Source organism: Pseudomonas sp. FME51 (assembly GCF_014897305.1).
On sequence record NZ_JABUYN010000016.1, the window covers coordinates 61,718 to 84,686 of the forward strand.

Annotated in this window: 19 protein-coding genes; 14 read left to right on the top strand and 5 right to left on the bottom strand. The window is 61.2% G+C overall.

The features are described 5' to 3' along the window. Positions 1 to 113: 113 nt before the first annotated feature. From ercA to INT39_RS20440, 5 genes are all read left to right on the top strand, one after another. Positions 114 to 1,277 (top strand): alcohol dehydrogenase-like regulatory protein ErcA, encoded by a 1,164-nt coding sequence (ercA, locus tag INT39_RS20420; protein ID WP_193075829.1) that lies wholly within the window; start codon positions 114 to 116, stop codon positions 1,275 to 1,277. Continuing rightward, positions 1,261 to 2,988, top strand: a complete 1,728-nt coding sequence (locus INT39_RS20425) for a NahK/ErcS family hybrid sensor histidine kinase/response regulator (protein WP_193075809.1) — start codon at positions 1,261 to 1,263, stop codon at positions 2,986 to 2,988. The genes ercA and INT39_RS20425 overlap by 17 nt, the downstream gene beginning before the upstream one ends. Before the next feature lie 328 nt (positions 2,989 to 3,316). Further along, complete coding sequence (locus INT39_RS20430) at positions 3,317 to 4,492, top strand: porin (RefSeq protein ID WP_193075810.1); 1,176 nt, start codon at positions 3,317 to 3,319, stop codon at positions 4,490 to 4,492. Between the two features lie 114 nt (positions 4,493 to 4,606). Continuing rightward, positions 4,607 to 5,755 (top strand): nitric oxide-sensing protein NosP, encoded by a 1,149-nt coding sequence (gene nosP, locus INT39_RS20435; RefSeq protein ID WP_074781189.1) that lies wholly within the window; start codon positions 4,607 to 4,609, stop codon positions 5,753 to 5,755. Continuing rightward, positions 5,700 to 8,336 carry a NahK/ErcS family hybrid sensor histidine kinase/response regulator gene (locus INT39_RS20440; RefSeq protein ID WP_193075811.1) on the top strand — a complete coding sequence of 879 codons (2,637 nt, stop codon included), beginning with the start codon at positions 5,700 to 5,702 and terminating at the stop codon, positions 8,334 to 8,336. The genes nosP and INT39_RS20440 overlap by 56 nt, the downstream gene beginning before the upstream one ends. Before the next feature lie 4 nt (positions 8,337 to 8,340). On the opposite strand, the gene INT39_RS20445 is transcribed toward INT39_RS20440, so the two are convergent. Continuing rightward, a complete protein-coding gene (locus INT39_RS20445) occupies positions 8,341 to 9,003 on the bottom strand; it encodes a response regulator (protein ID WP_036989822.1) in 663 nt (220 codons plus the stop codon). A 276-nt stretch (positions 9,004 to 9,279) separates the two neighbouring features. On the opposite strand from INT39_RS20445, the gene INT39_RS20450 reads away from it, so the two are divergent. Continuing rightward, positions 9,280 to 9,939 (top strand): response regulator transcription factor, encoded by a 660-nt coding sequence (locus INT39_RS20450; protein WP_136869432.1) that lies wholly within the window; start codon positions 9,280 to 9,282, stop codon positions 9,937 to 9,939. A gap of 15 nt (positions 9,940 to 9,954) precedes the next feature. Here the strand turns inward: INT39_RS20450 and INT39_RS20455 are convergent, their stop codons facing one another. Together INT39_RS20455 and exaA are read right to left on the bottom strand one after the other, a co-directional pair. Continuing rightward, on the bottom strand, positions 9,955 to 10,650 hold the full coding sequence (locus tag INT39_RS20455) for a pentapeptide repeat-containing protein (protein WP_074781192.1): 696 nt from the start codon (positions 10,648 to 10,650) through the stop codon (positions 9,955 to 9,957). Between the two features lie 76 nt (positions 10,651 to 10,726). Beyond that, positions 10,727 to 12,598 carry a quinoprotein ethanol dehydrogenase gene (gene exaA, locus INT39_RS20460; RefSeq protein ID WP_193075812.1) on the bottom strand — a complete coding sequence of 624 codons (1,872 nt, stop codon included), beginning with the start codon at positions 12,596 to 12,598 and terminating at the stop codon, positions 10,727 to 10,729. Between the two features lie 380 nt (positions 12,599 to 12,978). On the opposite strand from exaA, the gene pedF reads away from it, so the two are divergent. The 8 genes from pedF (at position 12,979) to INT39_RS20500 (ending at position 21,279) form a co-directional block, all read left to right on the top strand. After that, positions 12,979 to 13,416 carry a cytochrome c-550 PedF gene (gene pedF / locus INT39_RS20465; protein WP_193075813.1) on the top strand — a complete coding sequence of 146 codons (438 nt, stop codon included), beginning with the start codon at positions 12,979 to 12,981 and terminating at the stop codon, positions 13,414 to 13,416. Positions 13,417 to 13,573: 157 nt separating this feature from the next. After that, positions 13,574 to 13,645 (top strand): pyrroloquinoline quinone precursor peptide PqqA, encoded by a 72-nt coding sequence (gene pqqA, locus INT39_RS20470; RefSeq protein WP_063607997.1) that lies wholly within the window; start codon positions 13,574 to 13,576, stop codon positions 13,643 to 13,645. 67 nt (positions 13,646 to 13,712) lie between these two features. Beyond that, positions 13,713 to 14,624, top strand: coding sequence for a pyrroloquinoline quinone biosynthesis protein PqqB (gene pqqB / locus INT39_RS20475; RefSeq protein WP_193075814.1), 912 nt, complete (start codon positions 13,713 to 13,715; stop codon positions 14,622 to 14,624). 25 nt (positions 14,625 to 14,649) lie between these two features. Next, positions 14,650 to 15,387: a pyrroloquinoline-quinone synthase PqqC gene (gene pqqC, locus INT39_RS20480; RefSeq protein ID WP_226944939.1), complete on the top strand. Its 738-nt coding sequence runs from the start codon at positions 14,650 to 14,652 to the stop codon at positions 15,385 to 15,387. After that, on the top strand, positions 15,384 to 15,662 hold the full coding sequence (pqqD, locus tag INT39_RS20485; RefSeq protein WP_193075816.1) for a pyrroloquinoline quinone biosynthesis peptide chaperone PqqD: 279 nt from the start codon (positions 15,384 to 15,386) through the stop codon (positions 15,660 to 15,662). The genes pqqC and pqqD overlap by 4 nt, the downstream gene beginning before the upstream one ends. Beyond that, positions 15,634 to 16,794 (top strand): pyrroloquinoline quinone biosynthesis protein PqqE, encoded by a 1,161-nt coding sequence (pqqE, locus tag INT39_RS20490; RefSeq protein WP_193075817.1) that lies wholly within the window; start codon positions 15,634 to 15,636, stop codon positions 16,792 to 16,794. The genes pqqD and pqqE overlap by 29 nt, the downstream gene beginning before the upstream one ends. Then, on the top strand, positions 16,760 to 18,640 hold the full coding sequence (locus INT39_RS20495; protein WP_193075818.1) for an alpha/beta hydrolase family protein: 1,881 nt from the start codon (positions 16,760 to 16,762) through the stop codon (positions 18,638 to 18,640). The genes pqqE and INT39_RS20495 overlap by 35 nt, the downstream gene beginning before the upstream one ends. Before the next feature lie 38 nt (positions 18,641 to 18,678). Beyond that, the gene (locus INT39_RS20500; protein ID WP_193075819.1) at positions 18,679 to 21,279 is read left to right on the top strand and encodes an insulinase family protein; all 2,601 of its coding nucleotides are present in this window, start codon (positions 18,679 to 18,681) and stop codon (positions 21,277 to 21,279) included. An 8-nt stretch (positions 21,280 to 21,287) separates the two neighbouring features. Here the strand turns inward: INT39_RS20500 and INT39_RS20505 are convergent, their stop codons facing one another. Together INT39_RS20505 and INT39_RS20510 are read right to left on the bottom strand one after the other, a co-directional pair. Next, positions 21,288 to 21,710: a group II truncated hemoglobin gene (locus INT39_RS20505; protein WP_413468955.1), complete on the bottom strand. Its 423-nt coding sequence runs from the start codon at positions 21,708 to 21,710 to the stop codon at positions 21,288 to 21,290. Between the two features lie 73 nt (positions 21,711 to 21,783). Further along, positions 21,784 to 22,794, bottom strand: coding sequence for a zinc-dependent alcohol dehydrogenase family protein (locus INT39_RS20510; RefSeq protein WP_193075821.1), 1,011 nt, complete (start codon positions 22,792 to 22,794; stop codon positions 21,784 to 21,786). Positions 22,795 to 22,969 lie beyond the last annotated feature (175 nt).

A 22,969-nucleotide genomic window follows, 5' to 3' on the forward strand; every position in this document is an offset into this window, starting at 1 on the left:
CCATGCGACTTGGGGTGCGTCGGAGCACGACTTCAGTCGTAAAAACGCCGACACCGCCTGCTTTGAGGTAACCTGTGGCTTCCATAAATAAAACAACAAGGTCGATCATCACCATGGCCTACGATATCAGCCAACTGCGCAAATTCGTCACCCCCGAGATCATCTTCGGCGCCGGCTCACGCAAGACGGTAGCCAACTACGTCAATACCTTCGCTGCCCGCAAGGTCCTGCTGGTTTCCGACCCCGGCGTGGTCGCGGCGGGCTGGGTCGCCGACGTGGAACACAGCCTGCAGCAACAGGGCGTGGACTATGTGCTGTACACCGGGGTGTCAGCCAACCCCCGGGTAGAGGAGGTGATGCAGGGCGCCGAGCTCTATCGCGCCTCCGCCTGCGATGCGATCGTCGCCATCGGCGGGGGCAGCCCGATGGACTGCGCCAAGGCCATCGGCATCGTGGCCACCAACGGCGGGCATATCCTCGATTTCGAAGGGGTCGATACCATTCGCACGTCGGTGCCGCCGGTGATCTTGATCCCAACCACGGCGGGCACCTCGGCGGATGTATCGCAGTTCGTGATCATTTCCAACCAGCAGGACAAGGTCAAGTTCTCGATCATCAGCAAGGCGGTGGTGCCGGACGTGGCCCTGATCGACCCGGAAGTGACCGCCACCATGGACCCTTTCCTGTCCGCCTGCACCGGGGTCGATGCGCTGGTGCACGCGATCGAGGCCTATGTCTCCACCGGCAGTGGCCCGATGACCGACGCCCATGCCTTGGAGGCCATGCGGCTGATCAACGGCAATCTGGTCGAGATGATCAAGCAGCCCGACAATATCCAACTGCGCGAGAAGATCATGCTCGGCAGCCTGCAGGCCGGGCTGGCGTTCTCCAATGCCATCCTCGGTGCGGTGCATGCCATGTCGCACAGCCTCGGCGGCTATCTGGACCTGCCCCATGGCCTGTGCAACGCCATCCTGATGGAGCACGTGGTGGCCTTCAACTACGACGCTGCACCGGATCGCTTCAAGGTGGTCGCCCAGACACTGGGGATCGATATCCGCGGCTTGACTGGCCAGCAGGTGCGCCAGCGGCTGGTACAGCACCTGATCGACTTCAAGCACGCAGTGGGCTTCGAGCAGACATTGGGCATGCATGGGGTCGGCATCAGTGATCTGCCGATGCTGTCGATCCATGCCATGGACGACCCCTGTATCCTGACCAACCCCCGTGAGTCCAGCCTCAGGGATGTGGAAGTGGTTTATGCCGAAGCCCTCTGACCCCCGCCGCGAGATGCTCACCGGCCTGCTGGGGCTGGGGCTGCAGTCCGCGCGTAAAAGTTACTACCCGGAACTGATGGACCGTCTGCAGGAGCTGGAGACCGAGCGCAATCGTTACAAGTGGCTGTTCGAGAATGCCGTGCACGGCATCTTCCAAGGTGATATGGAGCATGGAATCCGCGCCGCCAACCCCTCGCTGGTGCGGATGCTCGGCTACCCCTCGACCGAGGCGGTGCTGGCGGCAGCCAGCGAGCTGAAGGACAGCTTCTTCGCCGGTGGGCCGGCGGAGTTCGTCCAGGTCTGCGAGCGGCTACAACAGGAGGGCGAGCTGGTCGGTTACGAAACCCGCCTGCGGCGGCTGGATGGCGGCAAGCTGGATGTGCGCATGAACCTGCTGCTCAAACAGGAGGAGGGGCGGCAACTAGTGGAGGGCTTCGTTGCCGACATCAGCGGTCGCAAGCAGGCCGAGCGGGCCATGCAGCAACTCAACGAGCAACTGGAGCAGCGGGTGCATGAGCGCACCCTGGAGCTGGAAACCCTGAATGACAGCCTGCGCCGCGAAATCATCGAGCGGGAGCGGGTGCAATGGGCACTGCGCGATGCCCGGGATGCCGCCGAGCTGGCCAATCGCAACAAGGATCACTACCTGGCAGCGGTCAGTCATGACCTGCTGCAGCCGCTGAATGCCGCGCGGTTGCTGATGGCCACCCTGCGCGAGCGGGCACTGCCGAGGCCCGAGGCGCAACTGGTCGAACGCTCCCACGCCGCCCTGGAAAGCGCCGAGGACATACTCAGCGACCTGCTGGATATTGCCCGGCTGGATCATGGCAATATTCCGCTGGACCTGGGCAATCACAGCCTGGCCGAGATCATCGACCCGCTGCTGAGCGAATTCCAGGGGCTGATCGAAACCAGCGGCCTGCAGGTGCGGGCACGGCTCGGGCGCTGGGCCGTGCGCACCGATTACCGCATGCTCAGCCGCATCCTGCGCAACCTGCTGAGCAATGCCATTCGCTACACGCCGAGCGGGCGGATACTGATTGGCTGCCGGCGCCGGGGTGAGCTGTTGAGCATCCAGGTATGGGACACCGGCCTGGGCATCCCCCGCGAGCGCTTCGATGACATCTTCCGTGAGTTCAACCAGTTGCATGGCGAGCGTGTCGGCCCACGCAAGGGAGCCGGGTTGGGGCTGGCGATTGTCGAACGTATCGCCCGGCTGCTCGAGGCGCCCCTGCAAGTGCAATCGGTGGTTGGTTCAGGTTCCATGTTCAGCGTCACCGTGCCGCTGGCCAGGGCCAGTGCACCGACCCCGCCGGATGCATTGCTGGCGCGGTTGCACGCGCCGCTGCAGGGGCGGCATCTGCTGGTGATCGATAACGACGCGATGATCCTGTCCAGCATGCAGGGACTGCTGGAGCAATGGGGCGCCCGGGTGCAGGTCGCGGTGGACCTGCCGGGCGCGCTGAGCGCATTGGACGAGCGTCGCCCGGACGCCATCCTGGTCGATTACCACCTCGATGCCGGCCAGACCGGTTGCGATGCGGTAAGCCGCTTGCGCGAGCACTTCCACTGGCAGATACCGGCAATCATGATCACTGCCGATCGCAGCGAGCACAGCCGGCAACGCCTGCGTGACCTGGGCATACCTGTGCTCAACAAGCCGATCAAGGCCGGCAAGCTCAGGGCCATGCTCGGGCAGGTGCTGCATTAGGCTCTGGTCCTGGGAACGTCAAGCACCCGCTTGATGGGCGAGTCAGCCGGTAACGCCATTGCCGCTGGCCAGCCCTGGTACGAGCTGGTGCTCGAACCTCCCAGGCCCAAGTCCCTCCATCTCGGCCATAGCCAGGCAAGAGGAAAAACGCGCTTCCTCCCAAGGTAGCAAGCGAGCCTGTGCTTTGGCAGCAGCTCGTCAATCCTTGGTAGGGCCCACCAAAGCCCGGTACTTTCAGCTCCTTGGCAGAATGGGGGCGCTGCCTCCGCTTTCCGATAATCCGCTGGACGCCCAGTTTCGTCAGCCACTGATTCCATCGGAGAGCACAATGAACAAGAACAATACTGCCTATCCTCTATTGACCGCCCTGGCTGCGGCCATGCTCAGCGCACCGGCCTCGGCCGCCATTACCCTGTACGATCAGGATGACACCAGCTTTTCGGTCGATGGCTATTTCAATGCCTTCTACGTGCACAACAAGGTTGATCATATCGACCCCGATCTGGACCGCAACCAGTCGCGGGTGAAAATGGGCTTCCTGCCCAACTACATCGGTTTCAATGTCGGCAAGAAATACGACAACCTGACCCTCGGTGGCCGTTCCTCGTTCTGGGTCACCATCAACGACAGCCAGGACAACGCCACCGAGACCGGCATCGATGTTCGCCAGTTCTACGGTACCGTTTCCGGCAGTTGGGGTGAGGTACTGTTCGGCAAGGACTTCGGCCTGTTCGGACGCTCGAACATCATGCTCGACGAGTTTCTTACTGCCTATGGCCAGTCCAGCGACACCCTCGGCCTGGTCGATGGTGGCGGCGTATCCTTCGGCAATATCGGCACCGGCTATCCCTATCCGTTTCCCACTTCGCAGATCACCTACCGTTCACCGGTGATGAGCGGCTTTCGCGCCGCCGTGGGCATCATGGACCCGGTCGATGGTCATCTGGTGGACGACAACGGGGTGCAGACCGGCAAGGACTACCAGGACAGCCCCCGTTTCGAGAGTGAGCTCACCTACCAGTTCGAGCTGGGTGACGCGCAACTGCACACCTGGCTCAACGGCATGTACCAGCAGGCGGATAATACCGGCGCAGGCATTGACTCGGTGACCTCCCGCGGGCTGGGCTACGGTGTGCAGGCCAAGCTGGGGGCGCTGTCGCTGACCGGCTCCGGCTTCAACGCCGAGGGCGTCAATCCCTTCTTCACCAACAACGCGACCCAGGCCAGCCTGCGCGAAAGCGACAGCAAGGGTTACCTGCTGCAGGGCTCGTATACCTTTGGCAAGACCCGGGTGGCGCTGTCCTATGGCAAGACCCGGGATGACGGCAACGGCCTGGGCTATCAGGCGGACTTCAAGACCAGCGGTATCGGCCTGTTCCACAGTCTCAATGAGAACCTGACACTGGTTGCCGAGTACAACCGTTTCGACCTGAAGAACCGTGATGCCGGTGACCGGATAGAAGAAACCGACACCCTGGCCCTGGGAGTGGCGCTGGGCTGGTAGAGGCCGGCGGGCAGCCCTTCGTCCTTTAGCACTAGGGTCTTGCTACTCAAGCAGGATGGGGCCGGGGCGGGGGGCTCAATAGAATGACAACAGCCCCTAGTGCGAGAGGTAACCATGCAGCAGATATTGGCAGATTGTTTCCGGACCGCCATGACCGATGTTGCCGATCCCGAGCTGGCGGCGCAGAGCCTGGCTAGCCAGTTGCTCCATCCCCATCTGGGCTTCGTGCTGTTCTTCTGCTCATCTCAGTACCCGCTCACCAGGCTGGGGGAGGCGTTGGAGCAGCATTTTGGCGGTGTGGTCCTGGTCGGGTGCACTACGGCCGGCGAGATAACCTCGCAAGGTTATGGCCGGGGCTGCATCAGCGCCGTGGGGTTCGATTGCCGCGCCTTTGCCATCGACAGTACCTTGATCAGTGCACTGGATGATTTCAGCCTGGTGGATGCTCAGGCGGCGGCCGACCGAATGCTGGACCACTGCCGTCACGCGGGACTGGCTCCGATCAAGGGGCACACCTTTGCCCTGACCCTGCTCGATGGCCTTTCCAGCCGCGAGGAAGTGGTGCTTGCCACCCTGAACGCCACGCTGGGGAGCATTCCGCATTTTGGCGGATCGGCGGGCGGCGACGATCACCCGGTGCATACCTACGTCTATTACCAGGGCACCTTCCACTCCGAGGCGGCGGTAGTGGTGATGGTCAATACTTGGCTCGATTTCGAAGTTTTCACCACCCATAACCTAGAGGCGAAGGCTGAAAAACTGGTGGTAACCGCCGCCGATACCGAGCGCCGGACCGTGCTGGAGCTCAATGCCGAGCCCGCCGCAGAGGAGTACGCGAGGCTGGTCGGTGTGCCTGTCGAGCAGTTGAGTACCGCCACCTTCGCGATGAACGCACTGGCGGTGCGTATCCGTGATCAGTTCTATGTGCGCTCCATCCAGCGGGTCAACCCTGATGGCAGCCTGACCTTCTATTGCGCAGTGGATACCGGCATCGTGCTGACCGCAATGGCCTCGCGACCATTGCTGCCGGACCTGCAGCAGCAGCTGGCGCAATTGCGCCAGCGCCTGGGCGAGCCGGTACTCATGATCGCCTGCGACTGCGTGTTGCGTCGTCTGGAAGCCGAGCTGCTGGGGGATGATGATGAGTTGGCCAGCTACATGGCCAGCAATGCAGTGATAGGTTTCAATACCTACGGCGAGCAGTTCAATGGCATGCACATCAACCAAACCTTCACCGGGGTGGTTTTTGCCTACCCGCACTGAAGCGAGCATGCAGGCCGATCGCGACGAACTGCAGGCTCTGCGCGCCGCCAACAATAAGCTGCGAAGGATCAACGCGGCGCTCATCGAGCGCGTCGAGTCGATTGCCAACCCGCGTACCGAAGGTTACGCAGCTTTCCAGCATTCGGTAGAGCTGGCCGAGCAGGTACGCGAGCGTACCCAGGCATTGAACGAGACCATGGCCGAGCTGCAAGCCAGCAACCGGCTGCTCAACGAGGCGCGGGCGCGGGCGGAAACCGCCCGGCATCACCTGGCAGATGCCATCGAAAGCATGAATGACGGGGTGGTACTGTTCGACAAGGACAAACGTGCGGTGCTGTTCAACAGTCATTATGCGCGCTTCTGGCATGGCACCCGGGTGCGGGTGCGTGAGGGGGCGCGACTGGAGGAGCTCAAGCGCCTGGCGACCGCAACCGGCCTGGTGATCGACATGGAAGCCGGCAGCGATGGGCACATGCTTTACCGTATGCGCAACAAACGCTGGGTCCAGGTCCGTGAGCGTCCGACCCGAGAGGGCGGGTTGGTCATTCTCTATACAGACATCACCGACCTGAAGAACTCCGAAACAGCCCGCCGGGAACAGGCCCTGGCGCAGAAGACGCGACTGCTGCAGCGGACCGTGGACAGCCTGTCCCAGGGCGTTGCCGTGGTCAACGAGCAGGGCGGGCTGGAGCTCTGGAACTACCGCTTCCTGGAGCTGGCCGGGCTGGCCCCGATACAGCCGCACCGGCCCTTTGCCGAAGTGCTGGAGGACAGCGAACTGGAGCTGTTCACGCCCGGCAGCCACAGCGTAGCGGGCCAGCCAGAGCTGACCCGTGAACAGCGCCTGGACAATGGCCGGGTGCTGGAAATGCGCAGCCACCCCATGCCGGCCGGTGGCTTCGTCAATACCTACACCGATATCACCGAGCGTGACCTGTATGCCAAGGCACTGCTGGAAAGCGAGCGCTGGGTACGCCTGATCACCGACCAGTTGCCGGCCATGATCGCCTACGTAGAGCAGGACCTGAGCTATCAGTTCACCAACCGGATGTATGACGAATGGTACGGCTGGCAACGCGGCAACATCCTCGGGCGGAGCATGATTCATGTGCATGACGCGGAGCAATTCGCTCGTCTGGAGCCCTACATCGAACGGGCCTTCCAGGGCGAAAGCGTGAGCTTCGAGTTTGCCGAACGCAGCCTCCAGGGGGATGAGCGCTACCTGCTGCGTTCCTATGTACCCAACCGCAACGCCGATGGTGAGGTTACCGGCCTGTTCGTGTTGATCCGCGATGTCACCGAGCGCCAGCGCAGCGCTGAAGCCTTGCACCAGGCCTATCAGCATCTGGAACAACGGGTGCGCGAACGTACCCGGGAACTGACCAGCGTCAATGACCAACTGCGTCAGGAAATCAATGAGCGGGCCAGGGCGGAGGCGCGCTTGCGCGAAGCCAAGCATGAGGCCGAACAGGCCAATCTGTCGAAAACCAAGTTCCTCGCCGCGGTCAGCCATGATCTGCTGCAGCCGCTGAATGCGGCGCGCCTGTTCACCGGAGCCTTGCTCGAGCAGCCGGTGCCGCCGGCCAGTAGTGCGTTGGCCAGGCAAATCAACCAGTCCCTGGAAGATGTCGAGAACCTGCTTGGCACCCTGGTGGACATATCCAAGCTCGATGCCGGTGTGATCAAGCCCGATGTCGGTTCCTTCAATATCGCTGACCTGCTGGACAACCTGGCCAACGAGTACCGGCAGGTCTGCGCCAGCCAACAGTTGCAGTTCCGTTTTGTCGGCAGCCAATGCGTGGTGCACAGCGATGTGCAGCTGCTGGCGCGTATTCTGCGCAACTTCCTGACCAACGCGGTTCGCTATACGCAGCATGGCCGGGTGCTGCTGGGTTGTCGACGGCATGCTCGGGGGCTTCGCATCGAAGTCTGGGATACCGGAATGGGCATTGCCCAGGACAAGCTGGAAGAGATCTTCCAGGAGTTCAAGCGCATTCAGCCCGCGAGCCAAGCTCGGGATCAGGGGCTGGGCCTGGGGCTGGCCATCGCCGATAAGGTCGCGCGCATGCTTGGTCACTGCATCCAGGTGCGTTCGGTCGAGGGCAGGGGATCGGTGTTCTCCGTCGAGATACCCTACGGCAGGCGCGGCCCGGCTGCGGCCAAGCAGCTGAGCATGCCGGCCAGCATTGGCGAATACTTGCGCGGCGCGCGTATCTGGGTGCTGGATAATGACCCGTCCATCTGCGCGGCCATGCGCACCTTGCTGGAGAATTGGGAGTGCCAGGTGATCACGGCGCTGTCAGCCGATGACCTGGCCAGTCAGGTGGATGGCTTCCGCGCTGCAGCGGACCTGCTGCTCGCCGACTACCACCTGGACAATGGGGCCAATGGGGTGGATGTTGCCGCGGCGATCAACGTCCGCCGGGCCATGCCGCTGCCGGTATTGCTGATTACCGCCAACTACAGCAACGAATTGAAGCAGCAGGTACGGGAGCTGGGGCACATGCTGATGCACAAACCGGTCAAGCCGATGAAGCTGAAGGCTGCCATGAGCCACATGCTGGCACCCGCAGAGCGGTGACGCTTCAGCGTCTGAGATAGGCGCTGAAGTCCACATCCACGGCGGAAAGAATTGCCTGTACCCGGTTGCTGACGCTGAGTTTGCGCAGGATCGCCGACACATGCGCCTTGACCGTGGTTTCGGCAATGTCCAGGTGATAGGCGATCTGCTTGTTCGACTCACCCTTGGCCATGCGCTCCAGGACCAGCAACTGTTTGCGGGTGAGGGCGTACAGCAGCTCGGGTGACAACGGGGCTTCATCGGGGGTGCGGCGGGTAATGATGCGGTTGGAGCGGATGATATCCGACGGCAGGTAGACGTCACCGGCGAGGATCTGCACTATGGCCTCGGTCATCTGCGCCCTGGGCGAGGATTTGGTGATGAAACCCACCGCCCCATAGGTGATGGCCTGCAGTACCACCTGCTTGTCTTCCTCGGCGGAGACGATCACCACCGGGATCGAGGGCGACTCGTTGCGCAGGCTGATCAGGCCGTTCAACCCGTTCATGCCGGGCATGTTCAGGTCCAGCAGGATCAGGTCCAGATCATCGTGTTCCCGGGCAATGGTCAGCGCGCTGTCCAGGTCCGAGGTTTCCAACAGTTCAGAGCCGGGAAAGCCGGCTGCAATCACGTTGCAGATAGCTTCACGAAACAGCGGATGATCGTCGGCTATCAATATCTTGTGCATGGCATGCTCCAGATTTTTCTTGTTATGGGCTGCCAGTCATGACGCTCGCAGCATTTGTATTATGTCCGGCATTACACCCTGCGGCAGGGGCACTTTCAAATAGTACATTGGCATCACAAGATACAACCAAAGTAGTAGATGGCAGTGGAAAAAAATGCTGCACCCTGCCAACAAGTAGCGCTCAGGGAGTACCAAGGTAGCATTCAAGTGCAGGGCCCAGGCCTTAGCATGGAAGCACGTTGGCGGTGCCGCCGCTATTGGCTGGGAGGTCGGGGCATGCATATCCTGTTACTGGATGGTCACTTCATTGTCAGGCAGGGCTACCGCAGCCTGCTCACGGCGCAGTTTCCGCAGGCGGCAATCCTCGAAGCCGGTGATGGCGAGCAAGCGCTCTGCGCCGTCCAGCAGCGGGTGCCGGACCTGGTGATCCTGGAGGTCAGCCTGCCCGGCATCAGTGGTATCGAAACCGCTCGTCGCCTGCTGCAGCGCTGGCCGCTGCTGCGCGTTCTGTTCTTCAGCATGCACGATGAGTTGCCATTGGTGCGCCAGGCGCTGGCCGCCGGCGCCATGGGCTTCATAACCAAGGGCGCGGGGCAAGAGGTATTGCTCGAAGCGGTGAAGCGCTGCCTGGCCGGACACCGCTATATCGAGCAGGAATTGGCCATCCAGCTTGCCTGTTCGGGCGATCAAACCCGGCTCGATCCGCGGCTGGAGTGCATGACGCCGCGCGAATTCGAAATCTTCGTCATGCTTGCCAAGGGACTGGCGCCGCGTCAGGTGGCCCACCACCTGTGCCTGAGCAGCAAGACCATTTCCAACAACCTGACCAGCCTGAAACAGAAGCTTGAGGTGACCTCGTTGACCGAACTGGTCCACCTGGCCATCGATACCGGTGTGATCCGCCTGCACGGGCTGGTTGGCCGGCAGGCGGGCTGAGATGGTCAACCGACCCTAGCGCGCCTGGGAGCCGAGATGGGCTTCCCAGTTCACCGGACAGTCGGTGCAGTTGGTCATGTGCATGTTCAGGTAAGTCCCGTAATGCAGGCGGGTGCCGGTCATGGTGGCCGACTCGAGGTTGGCGTGGTTCATTTTCGATTCCTGCAGGTTGGCATCGCTCAGGTCGGCGCCCTTGAGGTCGGCCTTGGGCAGCCAGGCCATCTCCAGATTGGCGGCACGCAATATCACGTCATGCATGTGCGCTGCGCTGAAGCGGGCGAACTCCAGGTTGGCGCCGGTGAAGTCGGCCTGCTTGAATTCGCCACCCTGGGCATTCAGGTTCCAGGCCTGGACGGCGACGAAGCTGCTGCCGATGGCACTGGCTCCGCGCATGGCCGTTTGCTGCAGGCTGGCGCGGTTGAAGTTGGCGCCATCGAGCCGGGCGTTATCCAGTTTGGCCTGATCCAGCTTGGCGTGACGCAGGTCCGCGCCGCGCAGATCGGCCCCGGTGAAGTCGGCCTTGCTCAAGTCTTTGTGGCGCAGATCGGCCTGGCGCAAGTCTACGCCGGGGCAGGATGTGCCGCGCACCAGGGCGCAGCCGTTGATGGTGACGATATCTTCTTCGGCTACATCGGCCACCTGGGCCTGCAGCGTCAGACTGAATGCTGCCAGGCCGGATATCAGCAGCATACGGGGTGTCAGTGGATTCATGCTCCGTACCTCTGTCTGTGATTCATGCTGTTGCGCCAGGCTGGGCCTGGCGCAACGTTGGTTACCGCGATAGTGCTCAGCGCTTGGCGGTCTGCTGCGTCCAGGAGGGGAGTTTGAAGACCCAGAAGGAGCCACCCTGGGCGACCGGTTTGGTCAGCTCGGCCATGTCGCCGCCCCACAGCGGAACCGCGCCACCGTAGCCGGTGGTTACGCCGATGTACTGCTCGCCATCCTGTTCCCAGGTGATCGGCGGGGAGATGATCCCGGTGCCGGTCTGGAATTTCCACAGCTCCTTGCCGGTCTTGGCGTCGAACGCCTTGAAGTAGCCATCGCCAGTGCCGGTGAACACCAGGTTGCCCGCAGTAGCCAGGACGCCTGCCCACAGCGGCAGCGGTTCCTTGTGTTCCCACTCGACCTTGCCGGTGGTCGGGTTCATCGCCCGCAGGATGCCGACGTGGTCGTCATACAGGCGCTTGATGCGGAAACCCATGCCCAGGTAGGCCGAGCCCTTGTTGTAGCTGACTTCCTCGGTCCAGTAGTCTTCCTTCCAGTGGTTCGCGGGAACATAGAACAGACCGGTGTCCTTGCTGTAGGCCATCGGGTTCCAGTTCTTGCCACCGAGGAAGGGCGGCGATACCTCGACCGATTCGCTGCGTTCCTGGCCCGGCTGCAGACGTGGTGGGCGCTGGCCTTCGTTCTCCACCGGACGGCCGGTTTCCAGGTCGATATGGCTGGCCCAGGTGATGTCGTCAACGAACGGGAAGGCGTTGGTCAGCTTGCCGTTGTTGCGATCGACCACATAGAAGAAGCCGTTGCGGTCGGCGTGGGCGGTGGCCTTGACGGTCTTGCCGGCCTCATCCTTGTAGTCGAACAGTACCAGCTCGTTGTTACCCGAGAAGTCCCAGGTGTCGTTGGGGGTGTGCTGGTAGAACCACTTCACCTCACCAGTGGACGGGTCCACCGCGACCTGGCCGGAGGTATAGAGGCTGTCATAATCGCTGGGGGAGCCATCGCTGGGGGTGCGTGCCCAACCATTCCATGGGGCGGGGTTGCCGGCACCGACGATGATGGTATTGGTTTCCGGGTCGAAGCTCGCGCTTTGCCAGGGGGCGCCGCCACCCTGGCTCCAGGCTTCAGCCTTGCCGGTGGGGGAGTTGGGGTCATCCGGCCAGGAGGGCGCCTTGATATCGCCGGTGGGCGTGCTTTCCTTGCCGTTCAGGCGGCCCATGTGGCCTTCGACGAAGGGTCGCATCCAGATTTCATCGCCGGTATCGGGGTCACGCGCATACAGCTTGCCGACCACGCCGAACTCGTCGCCGGAGGAACCGTGGATCAGCAGCGTCTTGCCGGTCTTCTGGTCCTTGATGATGGTCGGTGCCCCGGTCATGGTGTAGCCGGCACGGTGGTCACCGAACTTCTCCCGCCAGACCACCTTGCCGGTGTCCTTGTTCAGCGCCACGATGCCGGCATCCAGGGTGCCGAAGAATACCTTGTCGCCATAGATCGCCGCGCCGCGGTTGACCACGTCACAGCAGGGCCGGATGTCATCGGGCAGGCGGTGGGAGTAACTCCACAAGCGCTTGCCGGTTTTTGCATCCAGGGCGAACAGTCGCGAGTACGAACCGGTGACATAGATCACACCGTCATGCACCAGCGCCTGGGATTCCTGCCCGCGCTGCTTCTCATCGCCGAACGAGAACGACCAGGCCGGGGTCAGCTTGAAGACGTTCTCGTCGTTCACCAGGCTCAGCGGGCTGTAACGCTGGGCATTGTTGCCCATGCCGTACATCAGGACGTCGTGGGTGGTGGTGTGATCGTTGGCGATATCGTCCCAGGTGACTGGTTTGGCCGCCACGTGGGATGCGCTCAGGGCAAGCCCCGCCGAGAGAATCAGGTATCTGACGGCCCGGGCTGCAGGCCTCAGGGCAGGAAGTGTTTTTGTTGTCATGGCAGTGTTCCTTGTTGTTGGAAGAGGGCAGCGTTGCTGGTCCACGCCAACATCTTGGTCAGGGCAGGGAAGGGGCGAAACGGAAAATAACCCGTAGTTGGCGGGAAATAGTCCCTTGCGGATGCTCCTTGGGAGGGCTACCGGAGGACCGCTACTTCAGTAGCAGGGAAATGATGCCTTGGTCTCTGCGGGCATCATCCCGGACCGTGCCCGGTCACGTCGATGACACCGGCGCTGCCCATGAACTACTACCAAGGAAGCAGAACTCGACAACCAAAGCAGCATAGGGGGGAAGACCGGGGCTTTTTATCATGCTTGCCGACTGCAGAATAAAAACATCCGTGATCGTTCACTGATCACCCGGCCGCGAGGTAAGCAGGATGACACACCACAAGAAGACACTGAAACTGGTCGCCATCAGCCTGGCATTGGCAGCCGGCCAGGCATGGGCACATGGCAATGTGACCCCCCAGGCGGTCGACACCAAGGGCCTCAGCGATCTCGGCGATGAGTGGCTGGACAGCAACCCTTACCGCGAAGGCCATCCGCAATACGACACCGCCGTGACCATCGGCGCCTCCGCCTACAACCAGAACTGTGCCGCCTGCCACGGGCTGGATGGCATCTCCGGTGGCATCAACCCCGACCTGCGCTACCTAGAGACCGGCGACTACGGCGATGAGTGGTACAAGGAACGCGTCGTCAACGGCGCGGTGCGTGACGGCCGGGTGTATATGCCGAAGATGGCCGATTTTCTCAGCCAGGAAGCGCTCTGGGCTATCCGCGCCTGGCTGGAAACGGTTGCTGTCGAACAATAGCGGACCGGACTGGCTATGGCGTATGGGTCGACAGGGGCCCGCCAGGCTCCTATGGTAAGGAGGGTTGCCTATGTAGCACGTCAGGGTTCAAGTGCTTAACCGAGTTTGCCGGCAGGTGTCGGCAGGCCTGATCGTCAACTTACTGGAGGATTCGATTATGTGGACCAAACCCAGCTATACCGATCTGCGCATTGGCTTTGAAGTCACCATGTACTTTGCCAACCGCTGAGCACAGGCGTGCTGTTTGGCCGGTTGCATGCTGAACCGGTCAAGCAGCCGCATCCAGGACCCATATCATGCTGATCCATATTCTAGGCTCCGCTGCGGGCGGTGGTTTTCCGCAGTGGAACTGCAATTGCCGTAATTGTGACGGCTTGCGCAAGGGGCAGATCAACGCCCGACCCCGTACCCAATCCTCGATTGCGATATCTGACGGCGGTGGCAATTGGGTGTTGTGCAATGCCTCTCCGGATATTCGCACCCAACTGGAACAGACGCCCGTGTTGCAACCGGGCCGTCAAATGCGCGACACCGCCATCGGCGGCATCATCCTCATGGATAGCCAGATTGATCACACCACGGGGCTGCTGACTCTGCGTGAAGGTTGTCCCCACCAGGTCTGGTGCACGGAGATGGTGCACGAGGATCTGACCACCGGCTTTCCGTTGTTCAACATTCTCGATCACTGGAACGGCGGGCTGCAATGGAATCGCATAGAGCTGGACGCGGGCTTCACCGTTCCCGCCTGTCCGGCGCTGCATTTTACCCCGATCCCGCTGCGTAGCGCCGCGCCGCCGTATTCACCGCACCGTAACAATCCACACCCCGGTGACAACATAGGTTTGCTGGTGCGTGATACCAATACCGGCAGCGTCCTGTTTTATGCGCCGGGCCTGGGGCAACTGAGCAGCCAGGTCCACGACGCCATGGCCACGGCTGATTGTCTGCTGGTGGATGGCACTCTCTGGCGCGAAGATGAAATGGCCCACGCCGGTGTTGGTACCAAGCTCGGCAGTGAGATGGGCCATCTGCCGCAGAGCGGAGAGGGTGGCATGATCGAGGTGCTCAATGCCTACCCGGACAGCCGCCGCGTGCTGATCCATATCAACAACACCAACCCGATTCTGGACGAAGACTCGCCTGAACGCGCTGAGTTGACGCGCCACGGCATCGAAGTCGCCCATGATGGGCTGGTGATCAACCTGTAAGGAGAGCAGCGTGTCAGCTGAGCCAATGAGCCGCGCAGCGTTCGAGCAGGCCCTGCGCGACAAGGGCCGTTACTACCATATTCACCATCCATTCCACATCGCCATGCATGAAGGCCGCGCCACCCCGGAGCAGATCCGTGGCTGGGTGGCCAACCGCTTCTATTACCAGCTGAATATCCCGCTCAAGGATGCAGCCATCCTGGCCAACTGTGACGATGCCGCAGCGCGCCGTGAATGGGTGCAGCGGATCATTGACCACGACGGCGAGTCCGATAGCGGCGGAGGGATTGAAGCCTGGTTGCAACTGGGCGAAGCCGTCGGCCTGAGCCGGGAAGAACTGCTGGACCAACGCCATGTATTGCCCGGCGTGCGTTTTGCCGTGGACGCCTATGTCAACTTCGCCCGCCGCGCCAACTGGAAGGAAGCCGCCAGCTCCTCGCTGACCGAACTCTTCGCGCCGCAGATACACCAGTCGCGGCTGGACAGCTGGCCACAGCATTATCCCTGGATCGACCCACAGGGTTATCGTTACTTCCGCACCCGCCTGGGTGAAGCGCGCCGGGATGTCGAGCACGGGCTGCGTATCACCCTGGACCATTACCAGACTCTGGACACTCAGCAGCGTATGCTGGAGATCCTGCAATTCAAGCTGGATATTCTCTGGAGCATGCTCGATGCCATGTCACTGGCCTACGAGCTGGGGCGTGCGCCCTACCACACGGTCACCGACCAACCCGTCTGGCACCGAGGGCTGAACCTATGACATTACCGCCACTGACCGCTGTGCCAGCCTTCAGACCAGGCTATCGGATGCAATGGGAGCCAGTGCAGGACTGTCATGTGCTGCTCTATCCGGAAGGCATGGTCAAGCTCAATGACAGCGCTGCTGAAGTGTTGAAGCGGGTTGACGGGCAGCGCCCACTCAGCGAGATCATTGCCGAACTGCAAGCTTGTTTCCCGTCTGCATCTGAACTGGATGAAGACGTTCTGGCCTTTATCGGGGAAGCCCATGACCAACACTGGATCCGTTTCCGCTGACATACCAACCCGGCCCGAACAGGGGCCGCCGTTGTGGCTGTTGGCCGAACTGACTTACCGCTGCCCGCTGCAGTGTCCCTATTGTTCCAACCCGCTGGAGTTTGCCGAACACAAGCAAGAGCTGACTACCGCGCAATGGATTGACGTATTCAGCCAGGCGCGGGCGCTTGGCGCGGCCCAGCTGGGGTTCTCCGGCGGCGAGCCGCTGGTGCGTGATGATTTGGCGGAGCTGATCAAGGCCGCGCGGGACATGGGGTATTACACCAACCTGATCACCTCCGGCATGGGGCTGAATCAGTCGCGCATCGACGAGTTTCTGGACGCCGGGCTGGACCATATCCAGATCAGCTTTCAGGCTTCCGACAGCGAGGTCAACAACATGCTGGCCGGCTCGCGCAAGGCCTTCGATCAGAAACTGGCGATGGCCCGGGCAGTCAAGGCCGCCGGCTACCCGATGGTATTGAATTTCGTTACCCATCGGCACAATATCGATCAGATCGAGAAAATCATCGAGCTGTGCCTGGCGCTGGAAGCTGATTTCGTGGAACTGGCTACCTGCCAATACTATGGCTGGGCGCATCTGAATCGAGCCGGGCTGTTGCCCACCAAGGCGCAGCTGGATCACGCCGAAGCGGTGACCAACCGCTATCGGGCCAAGCTGGCGGAAGAGAACCATCCCTGCAAGTTGATTCTGGTCACCCCTGATTACTACGAAGACCGGCCCAAAGGCTGCATGAATGGCTGGGGCAATATCTTCCTGACCATCACTCCTGATGGCACTGCCTTGCCCTGTCACAGTGCCCGCCAGTTGCCGGTAAGCTTTCCCAAGGTCACCGAGCACAGCCTGTCGCATATCTGGTATGACTCCTTCGGCTTCAATCGTTATCGGGGTGATGACTGGATGCAGGAGCCATGTCGCTCCTGCCCGGAAAAACACACCGATTTCGGTGGCTGCCGCTGTCAGGCCTATATGCTGACCGGTGACGCGACCCAGGCCGATCCGGTCTGCAGCAAATCACCGCACCATCACCAGATTCTTGCCGCCCGGGCAGAAGCCGATTTACCCCAGCCACCGATTGAGGAGCTGACCTTCCGCAATGAACGCACTTCCCGAATCATCTGCCGGAGCTGAGCGCGCCGGTTATTGGCACAGTGATTTTTCCGCAGCCGATGCCGTTGCCGCAGGCACCGATTATGCTGATCTGACCTGTGATGAGCAGCGTGCACTCTGGGTGGCGTTTCTGCCGGAAGAGGGACTGAATACAATTATCGAGTGGACGCCTCAGGGCACCCGGCGTCTGACGCCGGCGGGCTATGGGGTACGCAGCCGAGTCTATGAATATGGCGGCGGCGCTTTCTGCATCGTCGGTGAAGGTGTGGTGTTCGTCAGGGAAGCCGATCAACAGCTCTACCGGCAAGGGTTCGCTAGCCAGCAGTGCATGCAGCTGACTGACGCGGCGGATCGTCGCTACGGCGGCCTGATTTTTGATGCGCTACGCCAACGCGTTATCGCTGTCGAAGAGCAGCACCATGGTGGCGAGGTGATTCACCGACTGGTGGCGATTGATCTGCAAGGTAACCGGCAGCTGCTGGCCGAAGGTGCGGATTTCTACAACAGCCCCTGCCTCAGCCCCGATGGCCAGCGCCTGGCGTGGATCGAATGGCAACGCCCCGAGCTTGCCTGGACCAGCAGCGCGCTGTGCTGGTCCGAACTGGACAGCCAAGGGCTGCCGGGGAGGGTAGAGCGCTGGGGTAACCAGGAATCATTGCAACAGCCGTTATTCAATGACGACGGCGAGCTGCTATGCCTGACCGACCGGACCGGTTATTGGCAGCCCTGGCGGCAGAACGCTGCGCAGCAGTGGCAGCTGCTTCCATCTCAAGCTGCCGACCACGCCCCTGCGCCCTGGCAGCTCAACCCCCAGCATTATCTGGCTTTAGCGGATGGCTGGCTGGCGCTGAGCTGGAGCGAGGATGGCTATGGCTGTCTGGCCCTGCGCCACGCCGATCGGGATGAGGAGCGCCGGCTGGCGGAAGGTTATACCCGTTTTCGCGCCCTGGCACATAACAGCACAGATCTGTTCTGTTTGGCCAGCTCGCCTGAATGCAGCGCAGCGGTGCTGCATATCACCCTTGCCAGTGGCGAGGTCAGCGTGCTGGCGCAGGCACCCAGCGTGCTGAAACCGGGGGATATCTCTCGGCCCGAACGCCTTTCCTATCAGGTCGCACAGCAGGAAACCGCGCATGGCTTCTACTATCCGCCGCGTAACAGTCAGGTAAAGCTGGCGGCGAATGAGCGCCCACCCCTGGTGATCTTCACCCATGGCGGCCCGACATCGGCCTGTTACCCGGTACTGGATAACCGCATTCAGTTCTGGACCCAGCGCGGTTTTGCCGTTGCCGACCTCAACTATCGCGGCAGCGTCGGCTTCGGCCGTGCCTATCGGCGGCGGATGCAGGGCAACTGGGGAGTGACCGATGTAGAAGATGTGCTGGCTGCCATTGATCATCTGGCCGGGCACCAGCTCATCGATCCGGACCGAGTATTTATCCGCGGCCAGAGCGCTGGCGGTTTTACCACCTTGAACAGTCTGGTGCGAGCCAGTGATCGCTTCCGCGCTGGTGCCAGTCTGTATGGTGTGAGTGACCCGCTGCAGCTGAGGGCGGTCACCCACAAGTTCGAAGGCGACTATATCGACTGGCTGATCGGCGACCCGCTCAGCCAGCCCGAACGCTATCAGCAACGCTCGCCGTTGGAGCAGGCCAAGGCCATCACCACGCCGGTGATTTTCTTCCAGGGCATGCAGGATGCAGTGGTACTGCCGGCGCAAACCGAGCAGATGGTTGCGGCATTGCAAGAGCAGGGCGTACCGGTGCAATACGTGTCATTTGACCAAGAGCGCCATGGTTTTCGCCAGCCCCAAAACCTGCAGTTAGTGTTAGAAAAAGAATTAGACTTCTACCGTATGTATTTGTAATTAATATTAATTGTAAAAATAAGCAGACCAAAAACCCTATGCACCCTCTGGACTTTCCACGCACGCCAGCCGACGGTCGGCACTACCAGTTATACAGAGCCCCCTCCGGGTTGCTCTGCCTGCTGATCAGCGATTCGGCCGCCGATACCGCCAGCTGCGTTGTCCAATTCGGTGTCGGTAGCCATGATGAACCACAGCATCTGCCCGGGCTGGCGCACTTGCTGGAACACATGCTGTTCATGGGCTCGGCGGACTACCCCCAGGCCGGCTCGTTCCCGCAGTTGGTAAGCGAATGGTCAGGGCGCTTCAACGCCAGCACCGCAGCAGAACGCACCCGCTATCATTTCAGCGTCAATCCTGCTGGACTGGAGGCGTGCCTGGCGCAATTGGCCGATATGCTGGCAGCGCCGCTGTTCAGCCCCGAAGCGGTGGCGGCGGAACGGCAGGTAATCGATGCCGAATTTCATACCCGGCTGGCGGACGACGCACTGCATGAGCAGGCCGCGCTGGGTCAGGTATTCCATTCCGACCATCCCCTGAGCCGCTTCAGCGCGGGTAATCGGATCAGCCTGCATCCGGAGCCACCGGCCCTGGCACAGGCATTGCGGCAGTTTCATGCGGAGCATTATCGCGCGCCGAACGGTTGTGTCCTCATCCATGCGCCGCTGCCCCTGAAGCAACTCATGCTGCAGGCCGACAAGCTGGCAGAGCGCCTGCCGGCAGAGGCTCCAATGCCACGGGCAAGCACCGGGCCGCTGTTCTCGCCGGAGCATTTACCCGGTCTGTTGCGCTGGCAGAGCCGTGGTCAGCATGAGCAGTGGCTGCTGCTGTTTGCCTTGGATAACGTGCACTCCTCGGAGGACGCCAAAGCTCTGCGTTGGCTGTGCGAATGGCTGACCAGCCCCGCGCCTGCCGGCGGGCTGGGCTGGTTGCGGGCACGAGGCCTAGCTGCGCAACTGCGAGTGAGTACCCAGCGCTATACCGGCCAGCAAACCCTGCTACGAATCGAAATTGAACCACTGCTCGGAGCCAGCGACTATCCGGCGCTGCTCGATGGTTTTTTTGGCTGGCTGGAAGCGTTGCGAGCAACACCGATACAAGGCTGGCCCCAAACTGCCCGCCAGCAACTGGCTGACCAGACCTTTGCCAATGGCCCACAAGGAGAACCACCGCTGCGCTGGTTGACTGCGCTGGCAGAACGTACGCTCTACGAGCCGGCAGAACATATTCTGGAAAGCACCGGCCAGTGGGCTGATCTGTCCGAGTCAGCCTGGCACAAGCTACTGACGCAACTTCAACCTGCACAGCTGCTGCTCGCCCAAAGCCAGAATGACGGCACTACCTTGCCCCAACAAGCAAACTGGACCGATACCCGCTTCGCGTGGAGCCGTCTGGCTTGGCAACCGGATGCAAACAGCGCCGACAGGCTATCAACAAGGGACTGGCCAATCTGGATCGTCACAGCTCCGGAAACAGTGCACGGCGGCGTAATGGACAGCTTGCCTGGGTTACACACGATCCCCGTCGCAAGCCCGCAAGCTTCTGCAGGGCAGGGTAGAGAGACCACCCGTATTGCCTGGTGTTGGCCCTCTGGAACCCAGGATCGCGAGCAGCGCGAACGCCTGATCGCCCGATGGTCCATACAGCTGGAGCCGTTGAGCAACTGGGCCAGCGCCTGCGGTATCAGTCTGTCGTGGCAAGAAGCAACAGACCTGATCTCCCTGGAACTGCAAGGTCCGCAACAGGTGCTCTGGATCGGTGCCAGCGCCGCACTGGCCGCCTTGACGCCGCAACCTGATATGGCGTTGCAGCGTCTGGTCGAGCATCGTCATGCCAAAACCCTGGACGAGCGCCGCCATGCCTTGCCTGCCTATCGTTTGCTGGACGAGCTGGATGTTGTATTAAACCCGGCACCTTGCCCGTCGTCGCCGTCTACCGAGGCCGATCCCGCTGCAGCTCAGATAGCCTGGTTGTATCCGCAGGAATGGCAGCCGCAGCATTTAGGGCCTCTAGGGGCCAAGCTGCAAGTGCTTTGCCCGCAGCTGAACCAGGCATTTCAATGGCATCCACCGAAGAGCAAGCGTTTGGGGGAGGGCACCGAGACCGTCCAGGTAGACTGTCAGCACCCTGACCGGGCGCAGATCCTCTACTGTCAGGCCAGCGGCGACAGTGTGTCCGAACGCGCCTGCTGGCAGCTGTTGCAGCAGCTGATCAGCGCGTCCTTCTTTGATCAACTGCGCACCCGGCAACAGCTCGGTTACTGGGTGGTTGCTCGTTACCACGAAGTGGCCGGCACACCGGGGTTGATGCTCCTGGTGCAATCACCGACTCATGACCACGATCAGATTGAAGCGGCGATAACCGCCTGGATGGAAACTGAGCAGACTCGCCTGGCAGTATTGTCCTTTGTCCAGATCGAACAGCAGGCGCAAAGGCTGGCAGATCATTTGCGAACGCAGTCCACATCACCTGCCGGCCAACTGGAGTTGCATTGGGCTCGCGCTCTGGACCTGCCAAGGGCGTCGATCAGTGAACAATGCCACGCTCTGCAACAGCTAAGCTCCGAGCAATGGCAGCAGACGCTACAGGACTGGCTGGTACAACCGCGGCGCTTGCACCTGTTCAGCCAGTCAGTGTAATTCGCACCTCATACCGGCGTTTTGCGCTGCACAGACATTATTCGTTCCGCCGGTACACGTAACTGGCGCAACAGGTATTCCTTGAATTCAGGGGTATAGGGCTGCAGATCGATCGCCTGAGCCATACAGCCCAACCAGGCATCGCGTTCGGCTTCGCCGATCGGCCAGCTGGTATGGAACATGGGAATGCTGATAGACCCGTAGCGCTCCTGAAACAGTTTGGGCCCCCCAAGCCAGCCGCTGAGAAAGCAGGCAAGCTTGTCCCGGGGCATGCTCAGATCTTCCGCATGCATACCACGGATGTTCTGTGCCTGTGGCCAGCTATCCATGATGCGGTAAAAGTCGTCCACCAGACGCCGGATTCCCTCAATTCCACCGGCAGCCTGATAGGAAGCGTCTTTGGTGCCGTAGAGAGGTGGTTGGGTAGACATATTCATTTCCTTTCGAGGGCAGGGGAGTAGTGCCGCACTGGCAGAAGTACGGCACCATTTCTGCGAAGATACCTTAGATATCCAGGACAATCTTGCCGAAGTGCTGATTGGATTCCTGATAGCGGAAAGCATCCACCATCGCATCCACATCAAAATGGCGATCCACCACCGGCCGCATGCCGTTGGCGTTGATGGCGCGCACCATATCCTGCTGTTGTTGACGGCTGCCGACCAGAACACCCTGCAAACGTAGCTGTTTGGCCAAGGCCGGGACTATCGGCAGGTCGCCAGCAACGCCGCTGAGAATACCGATAACCGCAATATGGCCACCAACCCGGGCTGCCGCCATGGATTGCTCCAGCGTAGCCGGGCCGCCGACATCAAGAATGCAGTCAACGCCGCCGGCACCAGCCAGTTGGCGGGCGGTTTCACCCCAATTGGCGTCCTTGCGGTAATTGATCAGATGATCAGCACCCAGCTCCCGCAGACGTTCCAGTTTGGCGTCACTGGAAGAGGTGGCAATCACCGTCGCACCCAGCATCTTGGCAAACTGCACGGCAAAAATGGAGACACCACCGGTACCTTGTACCAGGACGGTATCGCCAGCTTTCAGCCGGGCATCATCCACCAGAGAGCGCCAGGCGGTCAGGCCAGCGGTGGTCAGGGTGGCCGATTCAGCGTGAGTCCAGCCGGCAGGTGCGAGAGTAAAGGCAGTCGCCGGAGCGGTTACGGCCTCGCGGGCATAACCATCAATACCATCGCCGGGCACCCGGGTGAAGCCTTCTACGTGAGCGCGGCCGTCAATCCAATCGGGGAAGAAGGTACTGACCACAGCGTCGCCAACCTTGAATTCCGTCACGCCAGGGCCAACCGCAGTAACTTCACCGGCGCCATCGGCCATGGGGATGCGTTGTTCAGTCGGTCCCCAGATGCCACTGACCACAACGTAATCGTGGTAATTCAACGAGTTGGCACGAAGACGAACGCTGATTTCCCCAGCAGCCGGGGCAGCGTGCTCGCTAGTACCGACAATCACCTTGTCGAAACCACCGCCGGGTTGTACGTAGATCGTCTTGTTGCTCATGGTTTATTCCTCAAACTGCTGAAAGAGCGGTCATTCTAGCAACAAAGGGGATCGGGGGCTTAGGCGTGCCCAATGTGGGCTGGGGAGCTACAGTGAAATACTATATTTAACATAATATAGATTATGCGAAGTATCCAAGGGCATAGAGAGCGAAGAAAGCAGAAAGGCCGAAGGA

Bases quoted from the DNA above. Each gene is read 5' to 3' on its own strand.
- pedF (WP_193075813.1), top strand. From the start codon at position 12,979: ATGACACACCACAAGAAGACACTGAAACTGGTCGCCATCAGCCTGGCA.
- ercA (WP_193075829.1), top strand. From the start codon at position 114: ATGGCCTACGATATCAGCCAACTGCGCAAATTCGTCACCCCCGAGATC.
- INT39_RS20500 (WP_193075819.1), top strand. From the start codon at position 18,679: ATGCACCCTCTGGACTTTCCACGCACGCCAGCCGACGGTCGGCACTAC.
- INT39_RS20440 (WP_193075811.1), top strand. From the start codon at position 5,700: ATGGCATGCACATCAACCAAACCTTCACCGGGGTGGTTTTTGCCTACC.
- pqqB (WP_193075814.1), top strand. From the start codon at position 13,713: ATGCTGATCCATATTCTAGGCTCCGCTGCGGGCGGTGGTTTTCCGCAG.
- pqqD (WP_193075816.1), top strand. From the start codon at position 15,384: ATGACATTACCGCCACTGACCGCTGTGCCAGCCTTCAGACCAGGCTAT.
- pqqC (WP_226944939.1), top strand. From the start codon at position 14,650: ATGAGCCGCGCAGCGTTCGAGCAGGCCCTGCGCGACAAGGGCCGTTAC.
- INT39_RS20510 (WP_193075821.1), bottom strand. From the start codon at position 22,794: ATGAGCAACAAGACGATCTACGTACAACCCGGCGGTGGTTTCGACAAG.
- INT39_RS20505 (WP_413468955.1), bottom strand. From the start codon at position 21,710: ATGTCTACCCAACCACCTCTCTACGGCACCAAAGACGCTTCCTATCAG.
- INT39_RS20445 (WP_036989822.1), bottom strand. From the start codon at position 9,003: ATGCACAAGATATTGATAGCCGACGATCATCCGCTGTTTCGTGAAGCT.
- INT39_RS20495 (WP_193075818.1), top strand. From the start codon at position 16,760: ATGAACGCACTTCCCGAATCATCTGCCGGAGCTGAGCGCGCCGGTTAT.
- exaA (WP_193075812.1), bottom strand. From the start codon at position 12,598: ATGACAACAAAAACACTTCCTGCCCTGAGGCCTGCAGCCCGGGCCGTC.
- INT39_RS20455 (WP_074781192.1), bottom strand. From the start codon at position 10,650: ATGAATCCACTGACACCCCGTATGCTGCTGATATCCGGCCTGGCAGCA.
- INT39_RS20425 (WP_193075809.1), top strand. From the start codon at position 1,261: ATGCCGAAGCCCTCTGACCCCCGCCGCGAGATGCTCACCGGCCTGCTG.
- pqqE (WP_193075817.1), top strand. From the start codon at position 15,634: ATGACCAACACTGGATCCGTTTCCGCTGACATACCAACCCGGCCCGAA.
- nosP (WP_074781189.1), top strand. From the start codon at position 4,607: ATGCAGCAGATATTGGCAGATTGTTTCCGGACCGCCATGACCGATGTT.
- INT39_RS20450 (WP_136869432.1), top strand. From the start codon at position 9,280: ATGCATATCCTGTTACTGGATGGTCACTTCATTGTCAGGCAGGGCTAC.
- INT39_RS20430 (WP_193075810.1), top strand. From the start codon at position 3,317: ATGAACAAGAACAATACTGCCTATCCTCTATTGACCGCCCTGGCTGCG.